Origin of the sequence: Acidithiobacillus sp., assembly GCF_023229925.1 — a bacterium.
Lineage (GTDB): Bacteria > Pseudomonadota > Gammaproteobacteria > Acidithiobacillales > Acidithiobacillaceae > Acidithiobacillus.
In genome coordinates this window covers 865,458-882,201 of sequence record NZ_JALNYM010000001.1, presented here as the reverse complement: position 1 = coordinate 882,201, position 16,744 = coordinate 865,458, and the positions used below count along the sequence as shown (strand labels likewise).

The following is a 16,744-nucleotide window of genomic DNA, read 5'->3' as shown; positions in this document are numbered from 1 at the left end:
GAACCAAATGGATCATTAACGCGATCTTTCTTTTCGCGGTCATGGTCGTGTCTGGGGTTTTCGTATTCAACGCGATGACCATCAGAATTGCGGCGGTCCGCAATGATCTGCACGATAAGGCGCAGGTGGCTGGACAAGCCATCGCGGATGGGGTGGCAGAGCAAATAAATGCGCATTTTAAAGATGCACCGAATCGCCTGTTGGGAACTCCCTCTTACGCCAGGAGTGATCATGCCTGGGTGGTTACCATGCGGGACCGCGTTAAGACAAGCAAAGGACATATGCGGGGATTTATCGATTCTCCGTTCGTTCTATCAAATTTGGGCAGCATTCGCATCTCGCCGTTGATCCAGGCGGTCGTCCTGAGTTTGCCTGATGGTAAGACCGTTTCCATTTGGAAGGATGGCCATTGGAACCCACCCGGAACCCCCTTGTCCTCGCCCGCCGGACAAATCACGTTGCCGGTACCGGGTATCCCACTGATGGTCAAAGCCCAGTGGGATGGGGCCACGTTGAATCATCTTTTTTGGAAGAATGAGCGACCGTATCTGCCTATCGAGTTTCTGCTTCTCCTGATCATAGCGGTCGTGTATAGAGGTACCCATATTGCCTATAGGAATCTGATCCGCCTACAAGAATACCAGGCAATAGCTCTCCAGGTTCAGCAGTCGCTTATCAAGCTGCAGAGTCCGGAGGAGATGCATCGGCTGGTAGTAGAGAGCATTGTGCAAAAAACGAATGCTATCGGTGCTTATATCGCTGTCCCCGATACACACACAGAATATTTTCGGGTCACTACGGTTTGCGCCGATGAACCGGCCCTGGAGCAATGTCTGGCGCAATTGAAGATTTCCAAGGATGCGGTAAATTTCTCCTACGGGGAGCTGGTACCTAAACGCTGCTATCCGCAAAGAATCCCTTTGGGTCCGCAAGATCCGCAAAAGCATCAGGCGATGGCGGAAATTCAGAAGACCATCCCAGCATTACAGCGTATCCGCAGCATTATGGTGTATCCGGTTTTCGCCTGCGACTATGCAGAGCCCAGCGCGATTCTGGTGATCGCGAGTGATGACTCGAGGTATTTTAATGGGGCGCTGCAAAATCTGTTGGCACAGATGGTTCAATCCATGAGTGCGGCGCTCACGCTGATCTGGAATCATCAGCAACTTATGGAAGTTTCAGAGAAAAACGAAGCGCTACTGAAAAACGCGAGCGACGGCATTCATATTCTTGATGAAAACGGCGTACTCCTGGAGGCCAGTTATCAGTTTTGCGATATGTTGGGTTACGCTGGCGACGAAATGATCGGCATGCATGTAGCTCAGTGGTATGCGGAGAAAAACGCCGAAGAGCTTTTGGAGAACATCGCGCAACAATTCGCCATGCAAGAGCCTCTGCGCTTTGAAGCCCGCTTTCAGCGCAAGGATGGAACCATTATTGATGTGGAGATCAATGGTTTACCCGTTCAGATTCAGGGCCAGTGGGTATTATTTGACTCTGCCCGGGCTATTACCGAGCGCAAGGTGCTGGAAGCATCCTTGCAGCGGAGTCTGGAGCATCAGCAACAGTTAACCAGTTTCAACATCCTGCTCAGTGAGGTGAACCAGACGATTGCCAGAGCGGATTGTGAATCTGTATTGCTCCATAATATTTGCACGCTCGCGGTTCAGCACACCAATATGCGCCTTGTTTGGGTCGGCAAACCTGATGCGCAGGGGACTTTCCAGATACTGGCCCAGGCTGGGGAAACCACCTATCTGGAGGGGATCCGGATATCCAGCCGTGACGATTTGCCGGAGGGCCTTGGTCCGGCGGGTAGAGTCTGGCGGAAGCCGGAAAAAATCTTTGGCTCAGTGTTTTCCATGGGTTCGGATATGGTGCCTTGGCAGGAGCATGCCGCGCGATTCGGCATTGAGGAGAGCGCTACACTTCCCCTCTACCGGGCAGGCGTATTGTGGGCCCTGCTTTCTTTTTACTGGGGTAAGGAGTGTGTCTTTGACGAGGACACACAGAATATTTTGGAAGCGATTGGTAGGGATATCAGTTTTGGCTTGGATCGCATTGATCTCGCACGACAGGAACATGCGACCTCCGCCTTTAATGCGGCGTTACTCAATAGCCTGACAGCGGGAGTGAATGTCGTGCGTTATCCCGAATGCGTGGTAGAGAGGGCTAATGCGCGAATACTGGAGATTTATGGCATCTCGTCCATGGAAGATATGATAGGACATTCCGCATACGAGTTTCACCCGGATATGGACACCATGCAAAAGGTCGAGGAATTATCCGGAGCAGTTCTTGCACAGGGTAATGGTATATTGCGCGATGTGCCTTATCGGTGTCTGGATGGGACCGTTATTTATATCGACTTGTCCGGACAAAAAGTGCTCACGGGCGGCGGCGAGCCAGAACGGATCGTCTGGACCCACGTGGACGCCACGGAACGTCATTGGAACGAAGAGACTATCCGTCAATTGAACGCCACCCAGGAGTCTCTGCTTGCCAATACGATCACCGGTATCTATCTGGAGCAATATCCCGAGCGGATCATCCGTGAGGTGAATCAAGGATTCTTGGCTATTCTGGGCTATCAGAATGCGCAGGATGTCCTCGGTCATTCTACGCAGGAGATTTGTCCTAACGGCGAGAGTAGCCCAAAAATAGCGCATCTCGCGCAGGAAATTCTGGCGCAGGGTGGCGCATCCATAAAAGATGTTGCGGTAAAACGCAGGGATGGCCGGATGATTTATGTGGATGTGTCAGGTCAGCGGTTGATGACTGATCCTGAGCATCCGCTTGTTGTTTGGACAGCGGTAGATGTCACCGAGCGCCATCAACTCATGGAGGATTTGTCTCGTCAGTCGATGACAGATTTATTGACCGCTCTCCCAAATCGTCGCGCGCTGGATATGGAGGTGGATCGCGCCATCGCACGTGCAGATCGCAACCAAAAGCTCCTGGCCGTGTGCATGGTGGATCTGGATAGCTTCAAGCCTGTCAATGATACCTATGGTCATGAGGCCGGAGACGTGGTGCTGGTGGCCTTGGGTAAACGGTTGACGGCGTCCTTGCGCAAATCCGACTTTGTCGCCCGTTTGGGTGGAGATGAATTTGTGCTGTTAATTGAAGATCTGGACCATTTAGATACTTTGGCACCCATCATGGATAAAATCGGAGATATCAGTCGTGAGCCGATCCCGCTGGACGATGGACAAATGGTGCAAATAGGGCTGAGCATGGGGGTCGCCATCTACCCTTTCGTGGATGGAGATAATTCGGACATCCTCCTGCGCTTGGCCGACCAGGCGCTTTATGAATCCAAGGCAAATAAAGCGGATCGCCGTCAGTTCTGGATGATCTACGGACATGAGATTTCAAAACATCTCAACGGCTATCAGAAACTGCTTCATGAGGATGGCCTTCGGGTCTTTTACCAACCGCTTCTCGATAACCGTTCGCGCCGGATCGTCGGTATGGAGGCCTTGGCACGTTTACAGGATGCCGATGGACGCATCATCACACCAATGGAATTTTTGCCCCATTTCAACGAGGGCGACCTTTACGATCTGACACGGCAGGTGCTTTTCCAGACCTTGACGGATATCCAGCGCATAGATGCAGAAGGCCCCGGGGATGCGCGCTTCTGGGCTTCAGTGAACCTGCATCCCTCCTCATTGAACGAGCGCTGCCTCGCTTGTCTGCAGGACGCCCTGGCGGAAATTCCTATAAATCCTCAGCGTATCACCTTCGAGATTCTGGAGGGCGGCGAATTCCTGAATACCGAGGATGCCGTAGGGCAACTGGAGGATCTGCGTGCCTTAGGTGTGCGCGTTGCCTTGGATGACATTGGCAGCGCTTATTCCTCGCTTTTGCGTCTGAAAACCCTGCCGGTGGACGAAATCAAGTTGGATCAAGGTTTTGTGCGCACCTTGGAGCATTGCCCGGAAGATCTGTATTTCGTGATTACGATGCAGGAACTCGCTGAAAACTTCGGGGTCAGTCTTGTAGTAGAGGGCGTGGAAACGGAGGATATATTAGATGCGTTGACCATGCTGGATGTGGAAATGTTCCAGGGTTATGCCATCGCGAGGCCCCTGCCCTTAGAGGAGCTGCTCCAATTCTTAAGGCATCCTCCTAAGACACAACGTGAGCATCCAACGAGCCTTCTCGGGCTCTATGCCGAGCTAATCACGCATAACGCAATCTTTAAAAATGCCATTCGGCAGGATCCGCGGTTGGTGAGCTATATGCCTCTGGCGGATGCGAGCACTTGTCATATCACAAAAAATCTACAGCGATTGGGGTTTGCGGAGGGTAGCACCATAGATCTTCTGCATAGGGAGTACCATCGGGCTATGGCAGCCATGAATTTACGGATCATAACCTCGCCTAAAGAGAATGACAGGATTTCAGTGCAAACAGCAGAACGTCGTCTGTTGGATGCCGTGATCGCGGAATACAAAAAAATAAAAGGCAACCATCTCAATTGCGGCGCTAACTATATGACTAATTGACTATATGCCACCAATTTTCGTATGTTTTTATCTTTTCTGGTGCATCCGGGGACTCGGTATGGCCAGCGGTAGACTTGCTCCACGGGGCGGTGACGACCTTTTGCGCATGAACTGCCCTTGCTGATAGCGCCATTGCATGCGCTCCGCCGCACTGTTACCCGTCTGCCCCGAGGCAGGGATTGCCTGTTATGTATGGAAACAGTACGCTACTTAGCAGTTTAATTATCAATATCTCCGTCACTAAATGACAGGAATAATAATAAGCAGGAGCGTTTATGACTGGACTGAAGCGGTCGAGCATGGTGCTGGTTTGTGGATTGTTGCTGGCGTCTTTTGCCGCAGGGGCACAGGCCGATGGGTCTGGATCCGGCTGGCAATCGCTGAAAAACTGGGGGCAAAATCAGTGGTCAGCGGCCACCGCCGCACTGCCGCACACACCCGTAACGGTGCCAGCGCAAGGGACGATTGAAGTGGCTTTTTCGCCGCCTGGTGGAGCGACATCGGCCATCGTGCAGGCGATTGGCGAGGCGAAGCAACGGGTCTGGGTGCAAGCCTATAGCTTCACCAGCGCGCCGATAGCCAAGGCCGTGCTCAATGCCGCCAAAAGAGGTGTCGAGGTAAAGGTGGTGCTGGACAAGAGTCAGCGCACCCAGAAATATTCGGTGGCCGATTTTTTCGCTAACCAGGGTGTGCCCGTTTACATTGATGACCAGCACGCTATTGCCCATAACAAGGTGATGGTGATCGATTCGGGAACGCTGATCACGGGCAGCTTTAATTTCAGCAAGGCGGCAGAGCAGGCCAACGCCGAAAATCTCCTGATATTTCGGGGAAATCCTGCGCTACAGCAACTCTATGCGGACAACTTCCGCTTTCATCTCAGCCACTCGACGCCCTACACGGCACGTCACGGCCTGGATTAGGGCGACCTAGACAAGTCCTTCCAGCAACTGTACATCGACCAGACTGCCCGCCTTGGCATGCCCCGCTTCGGCCGCGAGAATGATCAGGCAGTCGGCATGGGCCATTCCACTCATGATATGGGAGGCCTGCTGACCAATCCCCGTCACCTGTAGTCCGCTGGGGGTCTGCAGCAGCCGACCGCGCTGGAAATCGGTGCGCCCCCCCTTTTTCTGGAGATCCTCTGCCAAAGGAAGCTGTAGCAGCGGAGCGGTCCAGGGGGCCGTTTTGCCCATGCGCTTGAGGATGCTGGGACGTACAAACTGGTAAAAAGTCATTATGGTGGAGACGGGGTTGCCGGGCAGGCCGAAGAAGATGGCGTTGCCGAGTTGTCCGAAAGCCAGAGGACGCCCGGGTTTCATGTTTATTTTCCAGAAATTGATGGTGCCGAGGCGACCGAGGAGTTCGGCGATGTAGTCGGCGTCTCCCACGGAGACGCCGCCGGTGCTGATCACCATATCGGCCATGGTTGCGGCGCGGTGCAGCGCCTCTTCGATCTGCTCTGGATCGTCGGCGATACGGCCGAGATCAAGAATTTCACAATCGAGGCGTTGCAGCATGCCGTGCAGGGCGTAACGGTTACTGTCGTAGATTTGTCCTGGACCCAGCACGCTGCCCAGTGGGCGCAACTCATCGCCGGTAGAGAAAAATGCGACCCGTAGACGGCGATACACGGCGAGTTCAGCCACACCTAAACTGGCGAGCAGTCCGATTTGGGCGGGACGCAGCCAGGTTCCCGCTTCCAGGGCCAGGGCTCCGGCCTGTAGGTCCTCACCGGGCTGGCGGATATTTGCTCCCGTATTGCTGACCGCTTGCGGCGTGACCTGATCAGCGTGGAGTTCTGCCTGCTCCTGAATGAGCACGGCATCCGCGCCTTCCGGGACCACGGCACCGGTCATAATACGTACACACTCGTCGGCACCGACATGCCCCTTGAAGGGATGTCCGGCAAAAGACTGGCCGATGATGCGCCGTACGGCATCGCCGTCAACGCTGCGCAGGGCGTAGCCATCCATGGCCGAATTGGACCAGGCGGGCACGTTGGCAGGGGCATGCATATCTGTGGCCAGTACCCGTCCCAGCGCATGGCCGAGATGGATATTTTCGGTACCCTGTACCGGCAGGCTGGCCGTGAGGATGGCATCCCGTGCGTCGGCGACACTTTTAGCCAGGGAATCAGGTTCGTTACCACCACAACAGTGAGCCATGTTTAATCTCCCTTTTTTATCCATTGCCAGATGAATTGCGCGATGGCGGACGGCGCATTCAGATCCAGTTGAACGCAGGGAAGGTCCAGAACGCTATCTGTTGCCACAGCCATGATACAGGGGTCATCTGCCGCAAGCGGGGGACGCCCGAGACCTGGCCGGTGCACTTCGATTTTCGGCACCGCCAGTGCCTTGTTCCCCTCCATCAGGAGAAGGTCTGGCGGTGGTTGCAGGCTGGCCCTGATGGTTTCCAGGTTGACTTCTGCCGGAGCAGGTCTGGTCATAAACCAGCGTTTCGGACCCTGCAGTAATACGGCATCTGCACCTGCCTCCCGTAAACGGTAACTGTCTTTTCCCGGTACGTCCCAGTCCACATCATGATGGGTCGACTTGACGACGGCGACCTTCAGTCCATATCCGCGCAGCAGGGGAATCAGGGCGCAGAGCAGGGTGGTCTTACCGCTACCGCTATATCCTATTACACAGAGCGTTTTCATGCCATATCCTCGGGATGATTGCAGTTACGCAGCAGGTCGGCGGGCAGGGTAAGACCGGCAAAAGAGCGGTCCTGGAACCAGCCTTGCGCTCGCCGCCCGCCGTCGTTCAGATAACGCTGTAGCTGGGGCAGCAGATCGCAGCGACACAGGCAGATCACCGCATGCCAATGGTCGGCGCTGCGCACCACCACCAGGTCATGCCCGCCTTTGGCCTGCCACATACGGCGTACGATATCCTCGGGTAAATAGGGACTGTCGACCGGGATGCTGGCTACCCAGGCTTGCGTCGCGGCATGCATTCCGGCGGCCAGGCCCATGAGCGGGCCCTGAAAGTCTGCCGTCAAATCGGAGACGACGGGATGTTCCCATTGCGCATAACGGTCCAGATTGCGGTTGGCGCTGATGACGATGTCGGCACAATCCCCGTGCAGGATGGCGATGGCCCGCTCGATCAGGGGTTTCCCCTGCCAGTCCAGCCAGCCTTTATCCGCGCCGCCCAGGCGACGCCCGGCGCCACCGGCCAGAATGATTCCAGTGATCGGTAGCCGTTGTTGTGCATCCCGCGTATCGGGAGTATTTGCGGGTGCCAAAGCGCTGATGGGTGGGTCCACTGGTGTCGTGCCTTGCGGGCAATGCCTATGCTATCCTTCCACAATTCTTTGGGACGGAAAACCCTTTTATTATTCGCATCGTGATGAAAAAGGATATGGTATGAAAAAAATAGCCATCTTCGCCGGTGACGGCATTGGTCCGGAAATCGTGGCGGCTGCCCGACAAGTGCTGGATGCCGTGGATCAGGCCGCCCACCTTGGCCTGCAGTGCACCGAAGGCTTGGTGGGCGGGGCCGCGCTGGACACCAGCGATGATCCCTTGCCAGCAGCTTCTTTGCAGTTGGCCATGGCGGCTGATGCGGTCATTTTGGGCGCGGTGGGCGGCCCCCGCTGGGACGCGTATCCACCCGCCAAACGCCCGGAACAGGGACTGCTGCGCTTGCGCAAAGGCCTGGACCTCTATGCGAACCTGCGTCCCGCGCAGATTTTTCCGCAGTTGCTGGATGCCTCGCCCCTACGTCCGGAACTGGTGCGCGATGTCGATATCCTGGTGGTGCGCGAGCTGACCGGGGATATCTACTTCGGCCAGCCGCGCGGTCTGGAGGTTGTCGACGGCAAGCGCCGCGGCTTTAACACCATGGTCTATGACGAGGATGAAATTCGCCGTATCGCCCATGTGGCCTTCCGCGCTGCCCAGGGGCGCCGCAAACAGTTGTGCTCGGTGGATAAGGCCAATGTCCTGGAAACCACACGTTTGTGGCGCGAGGTGGTCACCGAAGTGGCGCGGGGCTATCCCGATGTGCAGCTCAGCCACATGTATGTGGATAATGCCGCCATGCAATTGATCCGCGCCCCGGCACAGTTCGACGTGCTGTTGACCGGCAACATGTTCGGCGACATTCTTTCCGACGAAGCCAGTCAGTTGACCGGATCCATCGGCATGTTGCCCTCGGCGTCACTGGGCGAGGGGCGGGCGATGTATGAGCCTATTCATGGCTCGGCGCCGGACATCGCCGGGCAGGACAAGGCGAATCCCTTGGCCACGATTCTGTCCATGGCGATGATGCTGCGGCATTCCCTCAATGCCGAACCCTGGGCACAGCGGGTGGAGGCGGCGGTGCAGCGGGTGCTGGATCAGGGCCTGCGCACCGCGGATATCGCGGCGCCGGGGGCACCGGTGATCGGCACCAAAGCCATGGGTGCCGCAGTGGTCGACGCCCTGAACCTCAAGGATTGAGACGCGGATGCAAAAATCACGTTACAACGTAGCTATTCTGGGCGCTACCGGCGCCGTCGGTGAGGTGATGCTGCAGATTCTGGAGCAGCGAAAGTTTCCGGTGGATAAACTCTACCTGCTGGCCAGCAGCCACTCGGCGGGCGGACGTCTGCCATTTAATGGCAAACAGGTGCTGGTACAGGATGCGGCGACTTTCGACTGGTCGCAGGCCGATATCGGGCTGTTTTCCGCTGGTGCCAGGGTCAGCGCGGAATACGCCCCCAAGGCAGTGGCTGCCGGCTGTGTGGTCATCGACAACACCTCCCAGTTCCGTTATGACGATGACATCCCGCTGGTGGTGCCCGAAGTCAATCCGCAGCGGATTGCCGATTACCGGCGCCACGGCATTATCGCCAACCCTAATTGCTCGACTATCCAGATGCTGCTGGCACTCAAGCCTATTGCCGATGCGGTGGGCATCGAGCGGGTGGTGGTCGCGACCTATCAAGCGGTCAGTGGTGCGGGCAAGCGGGCCATTGAAGAACTGGGGCAGCAAACCCTGGCGATTTTCCGTCATGAAGAGGGGGGCGCCGAGGTGTTCCCCAAACGGATTGCCTTTAATTGCCTGCCCCAGATTGATGTTTTCCAGGATAACGGCTACACCAAGGAAGAGATGAAGATGCTCTGGGAGACCCGTAAAATCCTGGAGATTCCAGATATCGCTCTGACCGCTACCTGTGTACGGGTGCCGGTGTTTTACGGCCATTCCGAAGCAGTCAACGTGGTAACCCGCGCGCCAATTACGCCAGATGCCGTCCGCGCGCTGCTGGAAGAGGCCCCGGGCGTCATCGTCATGGATGATCGTGGCACGGGCGCATGGCCTTCAGCACTGGATGTGGCGGGGCAGGATGCTACCTATGTAGGCCGCATTCGCGGTGACTGCTCGCATGAACGCGGAATCAATTTTTGGGTAGTAGCAGACAATATTCGCAAAGGGGCCGCGCTGAACAGTGTACAGATTGCAGAGTTGCTGATTCGCGACTATTTATAGACGTCATTGGCGACAAATGTTTGCCGGGCTGCGCTGGTATTACCAAAATGAGGAAGATGAATGATGGATAAGAAGAACTGGTTGTGGGCCTTGGCCGGTATGGGTCTCCTCTTGCCGGGTATGGCGCAGGCCCTGGGGCTTGGTGATTTGCGGGTGCTTTCCGCGCCGGGAGAGCCTTTCCGTGCCGAAATTTCCATACAGTCGTTGAGTCCGCAAAGTGAAGCGAGTATCAGGGCCGGTCTGGCACCCGCCAGCGCCTTCGCGATGATTGATCTTCCCAAGGCGGGTGCGCTGGATCACTGGCATTTTACGGTGCGCAGTGGTGACAGACCGGCCATATTGATCAGTAGTCCTCTGCCACTGCCCCAGCCGGCGTTGCATTTTCTGGTGCAGCTCAATTGGTCGGGAGGGCAGTTGGTACGTGAATATGCTGCATACAATGCCGGGGATAGCTCTGTCCCCACGCCCCAGTCAGTCGTACCTGTTCCACCGTCCAGTACCTTGTCGGCGTTCCCGGCAACTTCGCAGCCCGTCCGCCACGCAGCACCTGCACCCATCTACCATGGCTGGTCCAGGGTGAGCCGTTATGGTCCGGTGCCCGCCAATGGATCTCTGTTCCAGGTTGCTCAATATATCACGCGCAGCAGTGCGGTCACCCTCGACCAGGTCATGGCCGCTCTGGTGAAGGCCAACCCGCAAGCCTTCAAGGGTGGTAATCCTGCTTACCTCTATGCCGGAAGCATGCTGACGGTGCCTAGTCTGGCGCAGGTGCAGGCCGTTTCACCGGCACAGGCCAAAGTTTGGTTGTCTGCCCAGCGTACAGGGAACGGTATGTCTGCTGTTGCTACTACGCCTACCGCGGCTACTGTAATACCCTCGGGTGCTGTTACTGCACCGGCCGCATCTGCAGTAGCAGCGGTGAAATCTGCCGGAAACGCGACGCATCTGGTGCTTTCCAGCGCGCCTGCAGCAGTGGCTACCGCGGTCGCAGCCAGCACCGCATCCACTGCCACAACCGGTCAGTTGCGGGGGCCAGATGCTGTACTCCGTGATGATAATCAAAAATTGATGGCCGAAGTGGCCAGCTTGGGGCAGCGTCTGAGCGCAGAGGAGCGCCTGCTGGCTAGTCAGGGCGCGCAGCTCGCCACCCTTTCCCGGACGGCAGGTAACAGCAGTCTTTTCAATAATATTCCGTTGGTTGTATCGCTAGGTGGTAATATTCTGCTGCTGGTTTTGTTCCTCTGGATGCTGCGTCGTCAAAAAGAGGCGGAAAGGCGCCAGCGCGAGATTTCGCAGCGGCTTTCTACTTTGAGTGCAGTGCCTAGGAGATCGGATACCCAACCCCAGCCCCAGCCTCCTGAGCCAGTTGTGGCTACAGCAGCCCCCATTACACCGGCTCCGTCGGGTGTTCAATCTGCCGCAGTCGCCGTGCCCGTACTCGATGCTCTGCCAGGCCTTGCTCCATCTGCAGATCACCCGGAAAGCGCCAAAGATGCATATACCGGTGCCGAAATCGATCCAATTGAACAAGCTGATCTTTACCTGACCTACGGTAAGGCAGTACAGGCAGTCACCGTGCTCAATGAGTCTCTCGAAGAGAATCCACGGCGTAAGGAGCTGTACGTTAAACTGCTCGATATTTATGCCAATCTGGATCGCTATGAGGAGTATCTGGATCTCGCCGAGCGCATGCGGGGGCGTTTCGGACCGCATAATGCCGCGTGGCAGGAAGTGGCCGCCCAAGGGGCCCGGCTCTTTCCCGGCAATGCGCTCTTTGCTACCTCCGAGGAGGCGGCGACGGCGACAACTTCCAAGCCGGTTACTGAGGTGTCGTTTTCTGAGCCCGTGGAAAAATCTGTGGCACCGGCTCCCTTGGATATGCTGGATTTCCACTTTGACCACGCGGCCGCGGAGCCGACTGCTGCGGAAGAAAAGAGCGCATTCCCGCCGGAGGAAAAGGCCCGGCTTCTGCAGGACATTGATGAGCAATTCCGCCTGATGGAGGAAACGCGCGAAGAATCGCCTGCAGCGCTGGAAGCTCCAGTTGCAGCGCCCCTGGTCGGCTTGGCCCAGCATGATGAGCCATCCACACCCGCCCTGCCGGCTTCTTCCTCCGCAGCCGCGGAATCTCCTGCGAGCGAGGAAGCATCTATCAGCATGGATGTTGCGGATTGGGATGCGGTCGGTACCAAGCTCGACTTGGCCAAGGCCTATGTGGAAATGGGTGACAGTGAGTCGGCACGCGATCTGCTCGAAGAAGTGACTCGGGAAGGCAGCAGTGTCCAGCAGGAAGAAGCCAGGCAGTTGCTGAAGAACTGTTAACCGGGCTTGGAAATGGAATTGGTCGTGCCAAGGTCCAGCATTCGCTGGGCCTTGGGAGTTGAATACGATGGTAATGGATTCTGTGGCTGGCAACGCCAGTTGGATCAGGACAGCGTACAAGGTGTTCTGGAAACAGCACTGAGTCGTGTGGCCCAGTGTCCAGTTACTGTCATCGTTGCCGGGCGTACCGATACAGGGGTGCATGCCCTGTGTCAGGTGGTGCATTTTGACAGCCCGGTCGTGCGTCCTCCCGAGGCCTGGGTACGTGGCGCCAATACCTTCCTGCCCAAAGGCGTGGCGCTGCGTTGGGCCCGGATCGTCCCGGACCATTTCCACGCTCGTTTTTCTGCCACGGCGCGGCGTTATCGTTATGTGATTCTCAATCGTCGTGAAAAATCCGCACTATGGCGGAATCACACCGCCTGGATATATAGCCCTCTGGATGTGCAAGCCATGCAGGAAGCCGCGCAAACTCTGCTGGGTACCCATGACTTTTCCGCCTTTCGCGCCTCTGCCTGTCAGGCTAAAAGTCCCATACGGAATTTGTGCCAACTTCAGGTCACTCGCCGGGGCGAACTGATTGCCATTGATGCCGAGGCTAATGGTTTCCTGCATCACATGGTGCGTAATCTTGCGGGGGTGCTGATTGCCATCGGCAGCGGCGAGCGACCCGTGGGCTGGGCAGTGGAGGTGCTGGTCAGTCGCGATCGCTGCCAGGCTGGCGTTACGGCCCCACCGGGCGGCCTCTATTTTGTAGCGCCGCGTTATCCTGCGGAGTTCGGGCTGCCGGTGGATGCGGTAGATGCCGGTTTCTTGATGGGGGTGTAACGGGCGCGACCGAATGGCTGCACTCATGCTTTCTGCATGCCGCGGTGTTAGAATATGCCGATGGTGCGTATCAAGATATGCGGTATCACGAATGCGGAGGACGCGCGCGCGGCCGCGGCCGTCGGTGCGGATGCCATCGGGCTGGTGTTCTACCGTAAAAGTCCGCGAGCCGTGGATGCTGTACGTACCCAGGAGGTGCTCACGGCATTGCCGCCCTTTATCACGCGCGTTGGCCTTTTTGTCAACGCGGATACTGCTGAAGTGGCCGCAACTCTGCAGCAATGCCCTTTGGATGTCCTGCAATTTCATGGCGACGAGTCGCCATCCTTCTGCCGCCATTTTGATCGGCCCTATATCAAGGTGTTGCGGGTGACTGCAGCGCAAGACCTGCGGCCAGCGGTGGACGCTTATCATGACGCGCAAGGACTGCTGCTGGACTGTGCAGCGCCGGGAGTCTGGGGAGGGTCGGGCCAGAGTTTCGACTGGTGGCGACTGCCAGATCTGGGTAAGCCCTGGATTTTGGCCGGCGGGTTGCATGCCGGGAATGTTGCCGAAGCTATCGCCATCGCGCGGCCTTATGCGGTAGATGTGAGCAGCGGGGTGGAAATGTCGCCCGGACGCAAAGATCATGACAAAATGGCGCAGTTTGTTGCGCGGGTGCGCGGTACCTGAGGGAGAGAAAATGGGAGCTTATGCTTTGCCGGATGCATCCGGACACTATGGTCCTTACGGCGGGCGTTTCGTCGCAGAAACCCTGGTTCCGGCATTGGAGGAACTGGAACATGCCTATCAGGAGGCGCAACGGGATCCAGAGTTTCGGGCTGAACTGCACTACGAGTTGCGCCAGTTCGTCGGTCGTCCCAATCCGCTCTATCATGCGGAGCGCATCTCCAAGGAGCTAGGTGGAGCGCAAATCTACCTCAAACGGGAGGATCTCAACCACACCGGTGCGCACAAAATCAATAATGCGGTCGGTCAGGCCTTGCTCGCCCGGCGTATGGGCAAAAAACGGGTAATCGCCGAGACGGGCGCAGGGCAGCATGGTGTCGCCACGGCGACGGTGGCGACCCGCTATGGCATGGAATGTCTGGTGTACATGGGCGAGGAGGATATCCAGCGTCAGTCCAGCAATGTGTTTCGCATGCGTTTGCTGGGCGCAGAGGTGGCGGCGGTGCGTAGCGGGACCCGCACCCTCAAAGATGCGCTCAATGAAGCTTTGCGTGACTGGGTGACCAATGTCGAGAACACTTTTTATGTGATCGGGACGGTGGCGGGACCACATCCTTATCCGGCTATGGTACGGGACTTTCACCGGGTCATTGGCGACGAAGCGCGGGCGCAGTGCCTCGAACTGACGGGACGGCTCCCCGATTGCCTGATCGCCTGCGTGGGGGGAGGCAGTAATGCCATCGGGCTATTTTATCCTTTTATTGAGGATAAGGCGGTGCGGATGATCGGTGTCGAGGCAGGCGGACTGGGACTGAGTACTGGACAACATGCCGCCCCTCTGACGACGGGGCGTCCGGGGGTGCTGCATGGCAACCGGACCTACCTGATGGAAGATGAAGACGGCCAGATTCTGCCGACGCACTCCATCTCGGCGGGGCTGGATTATCCGGGGGTTGGGCCTGAGCATGCTTATCTGAAGGATACCGGGCGGGCAGAGTATGTGGCCGCCACTGACGAAGAAGCGCTGGCCGCCTTCCATCGCCTGTGCCGCACGGAGGGCGTCATTCCGGCACTGGAAACCGCCCATGCACTGGCTCATGCCTTCCGTCTGGCGCCGACCATGCACACTGATCAAACCATTATCGTTAGCCTGTCCGGGCGAGGGGATAAGGATATTCATACCGTCGCCGCTCTCGAGGGTATTCATTTATGAGTCGTCTGACCGGACTGTTTGCCCAACTCCAGGATGCGGGGCGCGCCGCTCTCATTCCTTTTATGACGGCGGGTGACCCCTCGCTGACCGCGACCGTGCCCCTGATGCACGCGCTGGTTGCTGCCGGGGCCGATGCCATCGAGCTGGGGATGCCCTTTTCCGACCCCATGGCCGATGGTCCCAGCATTCAGTGCGCCAGTGAGCGGGCGCTGGCGCGGGGGGTGAAGCTGCGCATGGTTCTGGAGTGGGTACGCGAATTCCGTATGGCCAACAGCCATACACCCATTATCCTTATGGGTTATTTGAATCCGGTAGAAGCCATGGGCATAACCCCGTTCGCTGCGGCTGCCGCGACGGCGGGGGTGGACGGGGTCATCCTGGTGGATCTGACCCCGGAAGAGGGGCGCGGCGAAGCCGTTGTTCTCCAGCAGCACGGTATTGATCCCATATTCCTGCTGGCACCGACCAGTGGTCCGGAACGGGTGGCGACCGTCCGCAGTATGGGCAGCGGTTTTGTGTATTACGTTTCTCTGCGTGGTATTACTGGCGCCGCCCAGGCGGACTGGGCTGCCGTATTGCAACGAGTACACGACCTGCGTCAGCAACTGGGCCTGCCCGTCGCCATCGGCTTTGGCATTCGTGATGCAGCGATGGTGGCACAGGTGATGGTCGGCGCCGACGCGGTGGTCGTCGGCAGCGCACTGGTCGATCAACTGGCGGAGTGTACGACGGATCAGGAAGCTATTGCGGCGGCCACCCGCTTTATCGAGCCACTGGCCCAGATCATACGAACAACGGAAAGGAGAGGCGTATGAGTTGGTTCGATCGGGTGCTGCCGCCCAAAATAAAAAGAGCGCCCAGAGAGACCCCCAGCGCAACCGAAAACAAGCGTACCGTACCCGAGGGCCTGTGGTCCAAGTGCTCCACCTGTCAGGTGGTGCTCTACCGCACGGAGTTGGAGGAAAACCTTTTCGTCTGTCCCCACTGCGGACACCATCAGCGGGTCACTGCCCGGCAACGTCTGGATTTTTTCCTCGATGCGGAGCCCCGCCTGGAAATTGCGAAGGAATACGTTCCGGTGGACCCGCTGCGTTTCAAGGATCAGAAGCGCTATAAGGATCGACTGCAAGAAGCCCAGGCCAAGTCCGGAGAGAAAGACGCCCTGGTGGTGATGCGCGGCCTTCTCGAAGGGCGCCCGGTGGTGGCCGCCGCCTTCGCCTTTGAGTTTATGGGCGGGAGTATGGGCTCGGTGGTGGGGGCCCGCTTTGCCAAAGCGGCGGAGACGGCGCTGACGGAACGTTGTCCACTGGTCTGCTTCAGTGCCAGCGGTGGGGCACGGATGCAGGAAGGACTTTTTTCCCTGATGCAGATGGCCAAGACGTCAGCTGCTGTGGAGCGACTGGCCAAGGCGGGGATTCCTTTTATCTCGGTGCTCACCGACCCGACTATGGGGGGTGTTTCTGCCAGTCTGGCCACCTTGGGAGATATCCTGATTGCGGAGCCCAAAGCCTTGATCGGCTTCGCCGGACCGCGGGTGATCGAGCAGACCATCCGTGAAAAGCTGCCGGAGGGGTTTCAGCGTTCAGAATATTTGCTGGAGCACGGCGCCATTGACCAGATTGTCGATCGTCGCCAGATGCGCACGGTAGTGAGCGAGATGCTGAGGATACTGACCCGTGCCGAGAGTGCGCATTAAGCGCTATGTACGGGGGCGG

13 protein-coding genes are annotated in these 16,744 nt (G+C 57.6%); 10 read left to right on the top strand and 3 right to left on the bottom strand.

Features of this window, described 5'->3' with window-relative positions; all coding sequences use genetic code 11:
* Nucleotides 1–74: 74 nt before the first annotated feature.
* Nucleotides 75–4,514 (top strand): EAL domain-containing protein, encoded by a 4,440-nt coding sequence (locus M0P56_RS04430; protein WP_291508842.1) that lies wholly within the window; start codon nt 75–77, stop codon nt 4,512–4,514.
* A 275-nt stretch (nt 4,515–4,789) separates the two neighbouring features.
* Entirely contained in the window at nt 4,790–5,437 is a 648-nt protein-coding gene (locus M0P56_RS04425) for a phospholipase D family protein (RefSeq protein ID WP_291508841.1), read from the top strand.
* A 6-nt stretch (nt 5,438–5,443) separates the two neighbouring features.
* Here M0P56_RS04425 and glp read toward each other — a convergent pair whose 3' ends face one another.
* Genes glp through mobA form a run of 3 tightly spaced genes read right to left on the bottom strand, consistent with a single transcriptional unit; the run spans nt 5,444 to nt 7,790 of the window.
* Nucleotides 5,444–6,682 (bottom strand): gephyrin-like molybdotransferase Glp, encoded by a 1,239-nt coding sequence (glp, locus tag M0P56_RS04420; protein ID WP_291508840.1) that lies wholly within the window; start codon nt 6,680–6,682, stop codon nt 5,444–5,446.
* Nucleotides 6,683–6,684: 2 nt separating this feature from the next.
* Nucleotides 6,685–7,179 (bottom strand): molybdopterin-guanine dinucleotide biosynthesis protein B, encoded by a 495-nt coding sequence (gene mobB, locus M0P56_RS04415; protein WP_291508839.1) that lies wholly within the window; start codon nt 7,177–7,179, stop codon nt 6,685–6,687.
* On the bottom strand, nt 7,176–7,790 hold the full coding sequence (gene mobA / locus M0P56_RS04410) for a molybdenum cofactor guanylyltransferase MobA (protein ID WP_291508838.1): 615 nt from the start codon (nt 7,788–7,790) through the stop codon (nt 7,176–7,178). The genes mobB and mobA overlap by 4 nt, the downstream gene beginning before the upstream one ends.
* A gap of 100 nt (nt 7,791–7,890) precedes the next feature.
* Here mobA and leuB point away from each other — a divergent pair, with 100 nt between their 5' ends.
* Genes leuB through accD form a run of 8 tightly spaced genes read left to right on the top strand, consistent with a single transcriptional unit; the run spans nt 7,891 to nt 16,725 of the window.
* Nucleotides 7,891–8,967, top strand: a complete 1,077-nt coding sequence (leuB, locus tag M0P56_RS04405) for a 3-isopropylmalate dehydrogenase (RefSeq protein ID WP_291508837.1) — start codon at nt 7,891–7,893, stop codon at nt 8,965–8,967.
* A 7-nt stretch (nt 8,968–8,974) separates the two neighbouring features.
* Entirely contained in the window at nt 8,975–9,997 is a 1,023-nt protein-coding gene (locus M0P56_RS04400; RefSeq protein WP_291508836.1) for an aspartate-semialdehyde dehydrogenase, read from the top strand.
* A 60-nt stretch (nt 9,998–10,057) separates the two neighbouring features.
* The gene (locus tag M0P56_RS04395) at nt 10,058–12,319 is read left to right on the top strand and encodes a FimV/HubP family polar landmark protein (RefSeq protein WP_291508835.1); all 2,262 of its coding nucleotides are present in this window, start codon (nt 10,058–10,060) and stop codon (nt 12,317–12,319) included.
* Nucleotides 12,320–12,343: 24 nt separating this feature from the next.
* The gene (gene truA, locus M0P56_RS04390) at nt 12,344–13,147 is read left to right on the top strand and encodes a tRNA pseudouridine(38-40) synthase TruA (RefSeq protein WP_291508834.1); all 804 of its coding nucleotides are present in this window, start codon (nt 12,344–12,346) and stop codon (nt 13,145–13,147) included.
* 54 nt (nt 13,148–13,201) lie between these two features.
* Complete coding sequence (locus tag M0P56_RS04385) at nt 13,202–13,819, top strand: phosphoribosylanthranilate isomerase (RefSeq protein ID WP_291508833.1); 618 nt, start codon at nt 13,202–13,204, stop codon at nt 13,817–13,819.
* 10 nt (nt 13,820–13,829) lie between these two features.
* Nucleotides 13,830–15,029, top strand: coding sequence for a tryptophan synthase subunit beta (trpB, locus tag M0P56_RS04380; protein ID WP_291508832.1), 1,200 nt, complete (start codon nt 13,830–13,832; stop codon nt 15,027–15,029).
* Nucleotides 15,026–15,844, top strand: a complete 819-nt coding sequence (trpA, locus tag M0P56_RS04375) for a tryptophan synthase subunit alpha (RefSeq protein WP_291508831.1) — start codon at nt 15,026–15,028, stop codon at nt 15,842–15,844. Before trpB ends, trpA begins: the two co-directional genes overlap by 4 nt.
* Nucleotides 15,841–16,725, top strand: a complete 885-nt coding sequence (gene accD, locus M0P56_RS04370; protein WP_291508830.1) for an acetyl-CoA carboxylase, carboxyltransferase subunit beta — start codon at nt 15,841–15,843, stop codon at nt 16,723–16,725. Before trpA ends, accD begins: the two co-directional genes overlap by 4 nt.
* The last annotated feature ends 19 nt before the right edge of the window (nt 16,726–16,744 follow it).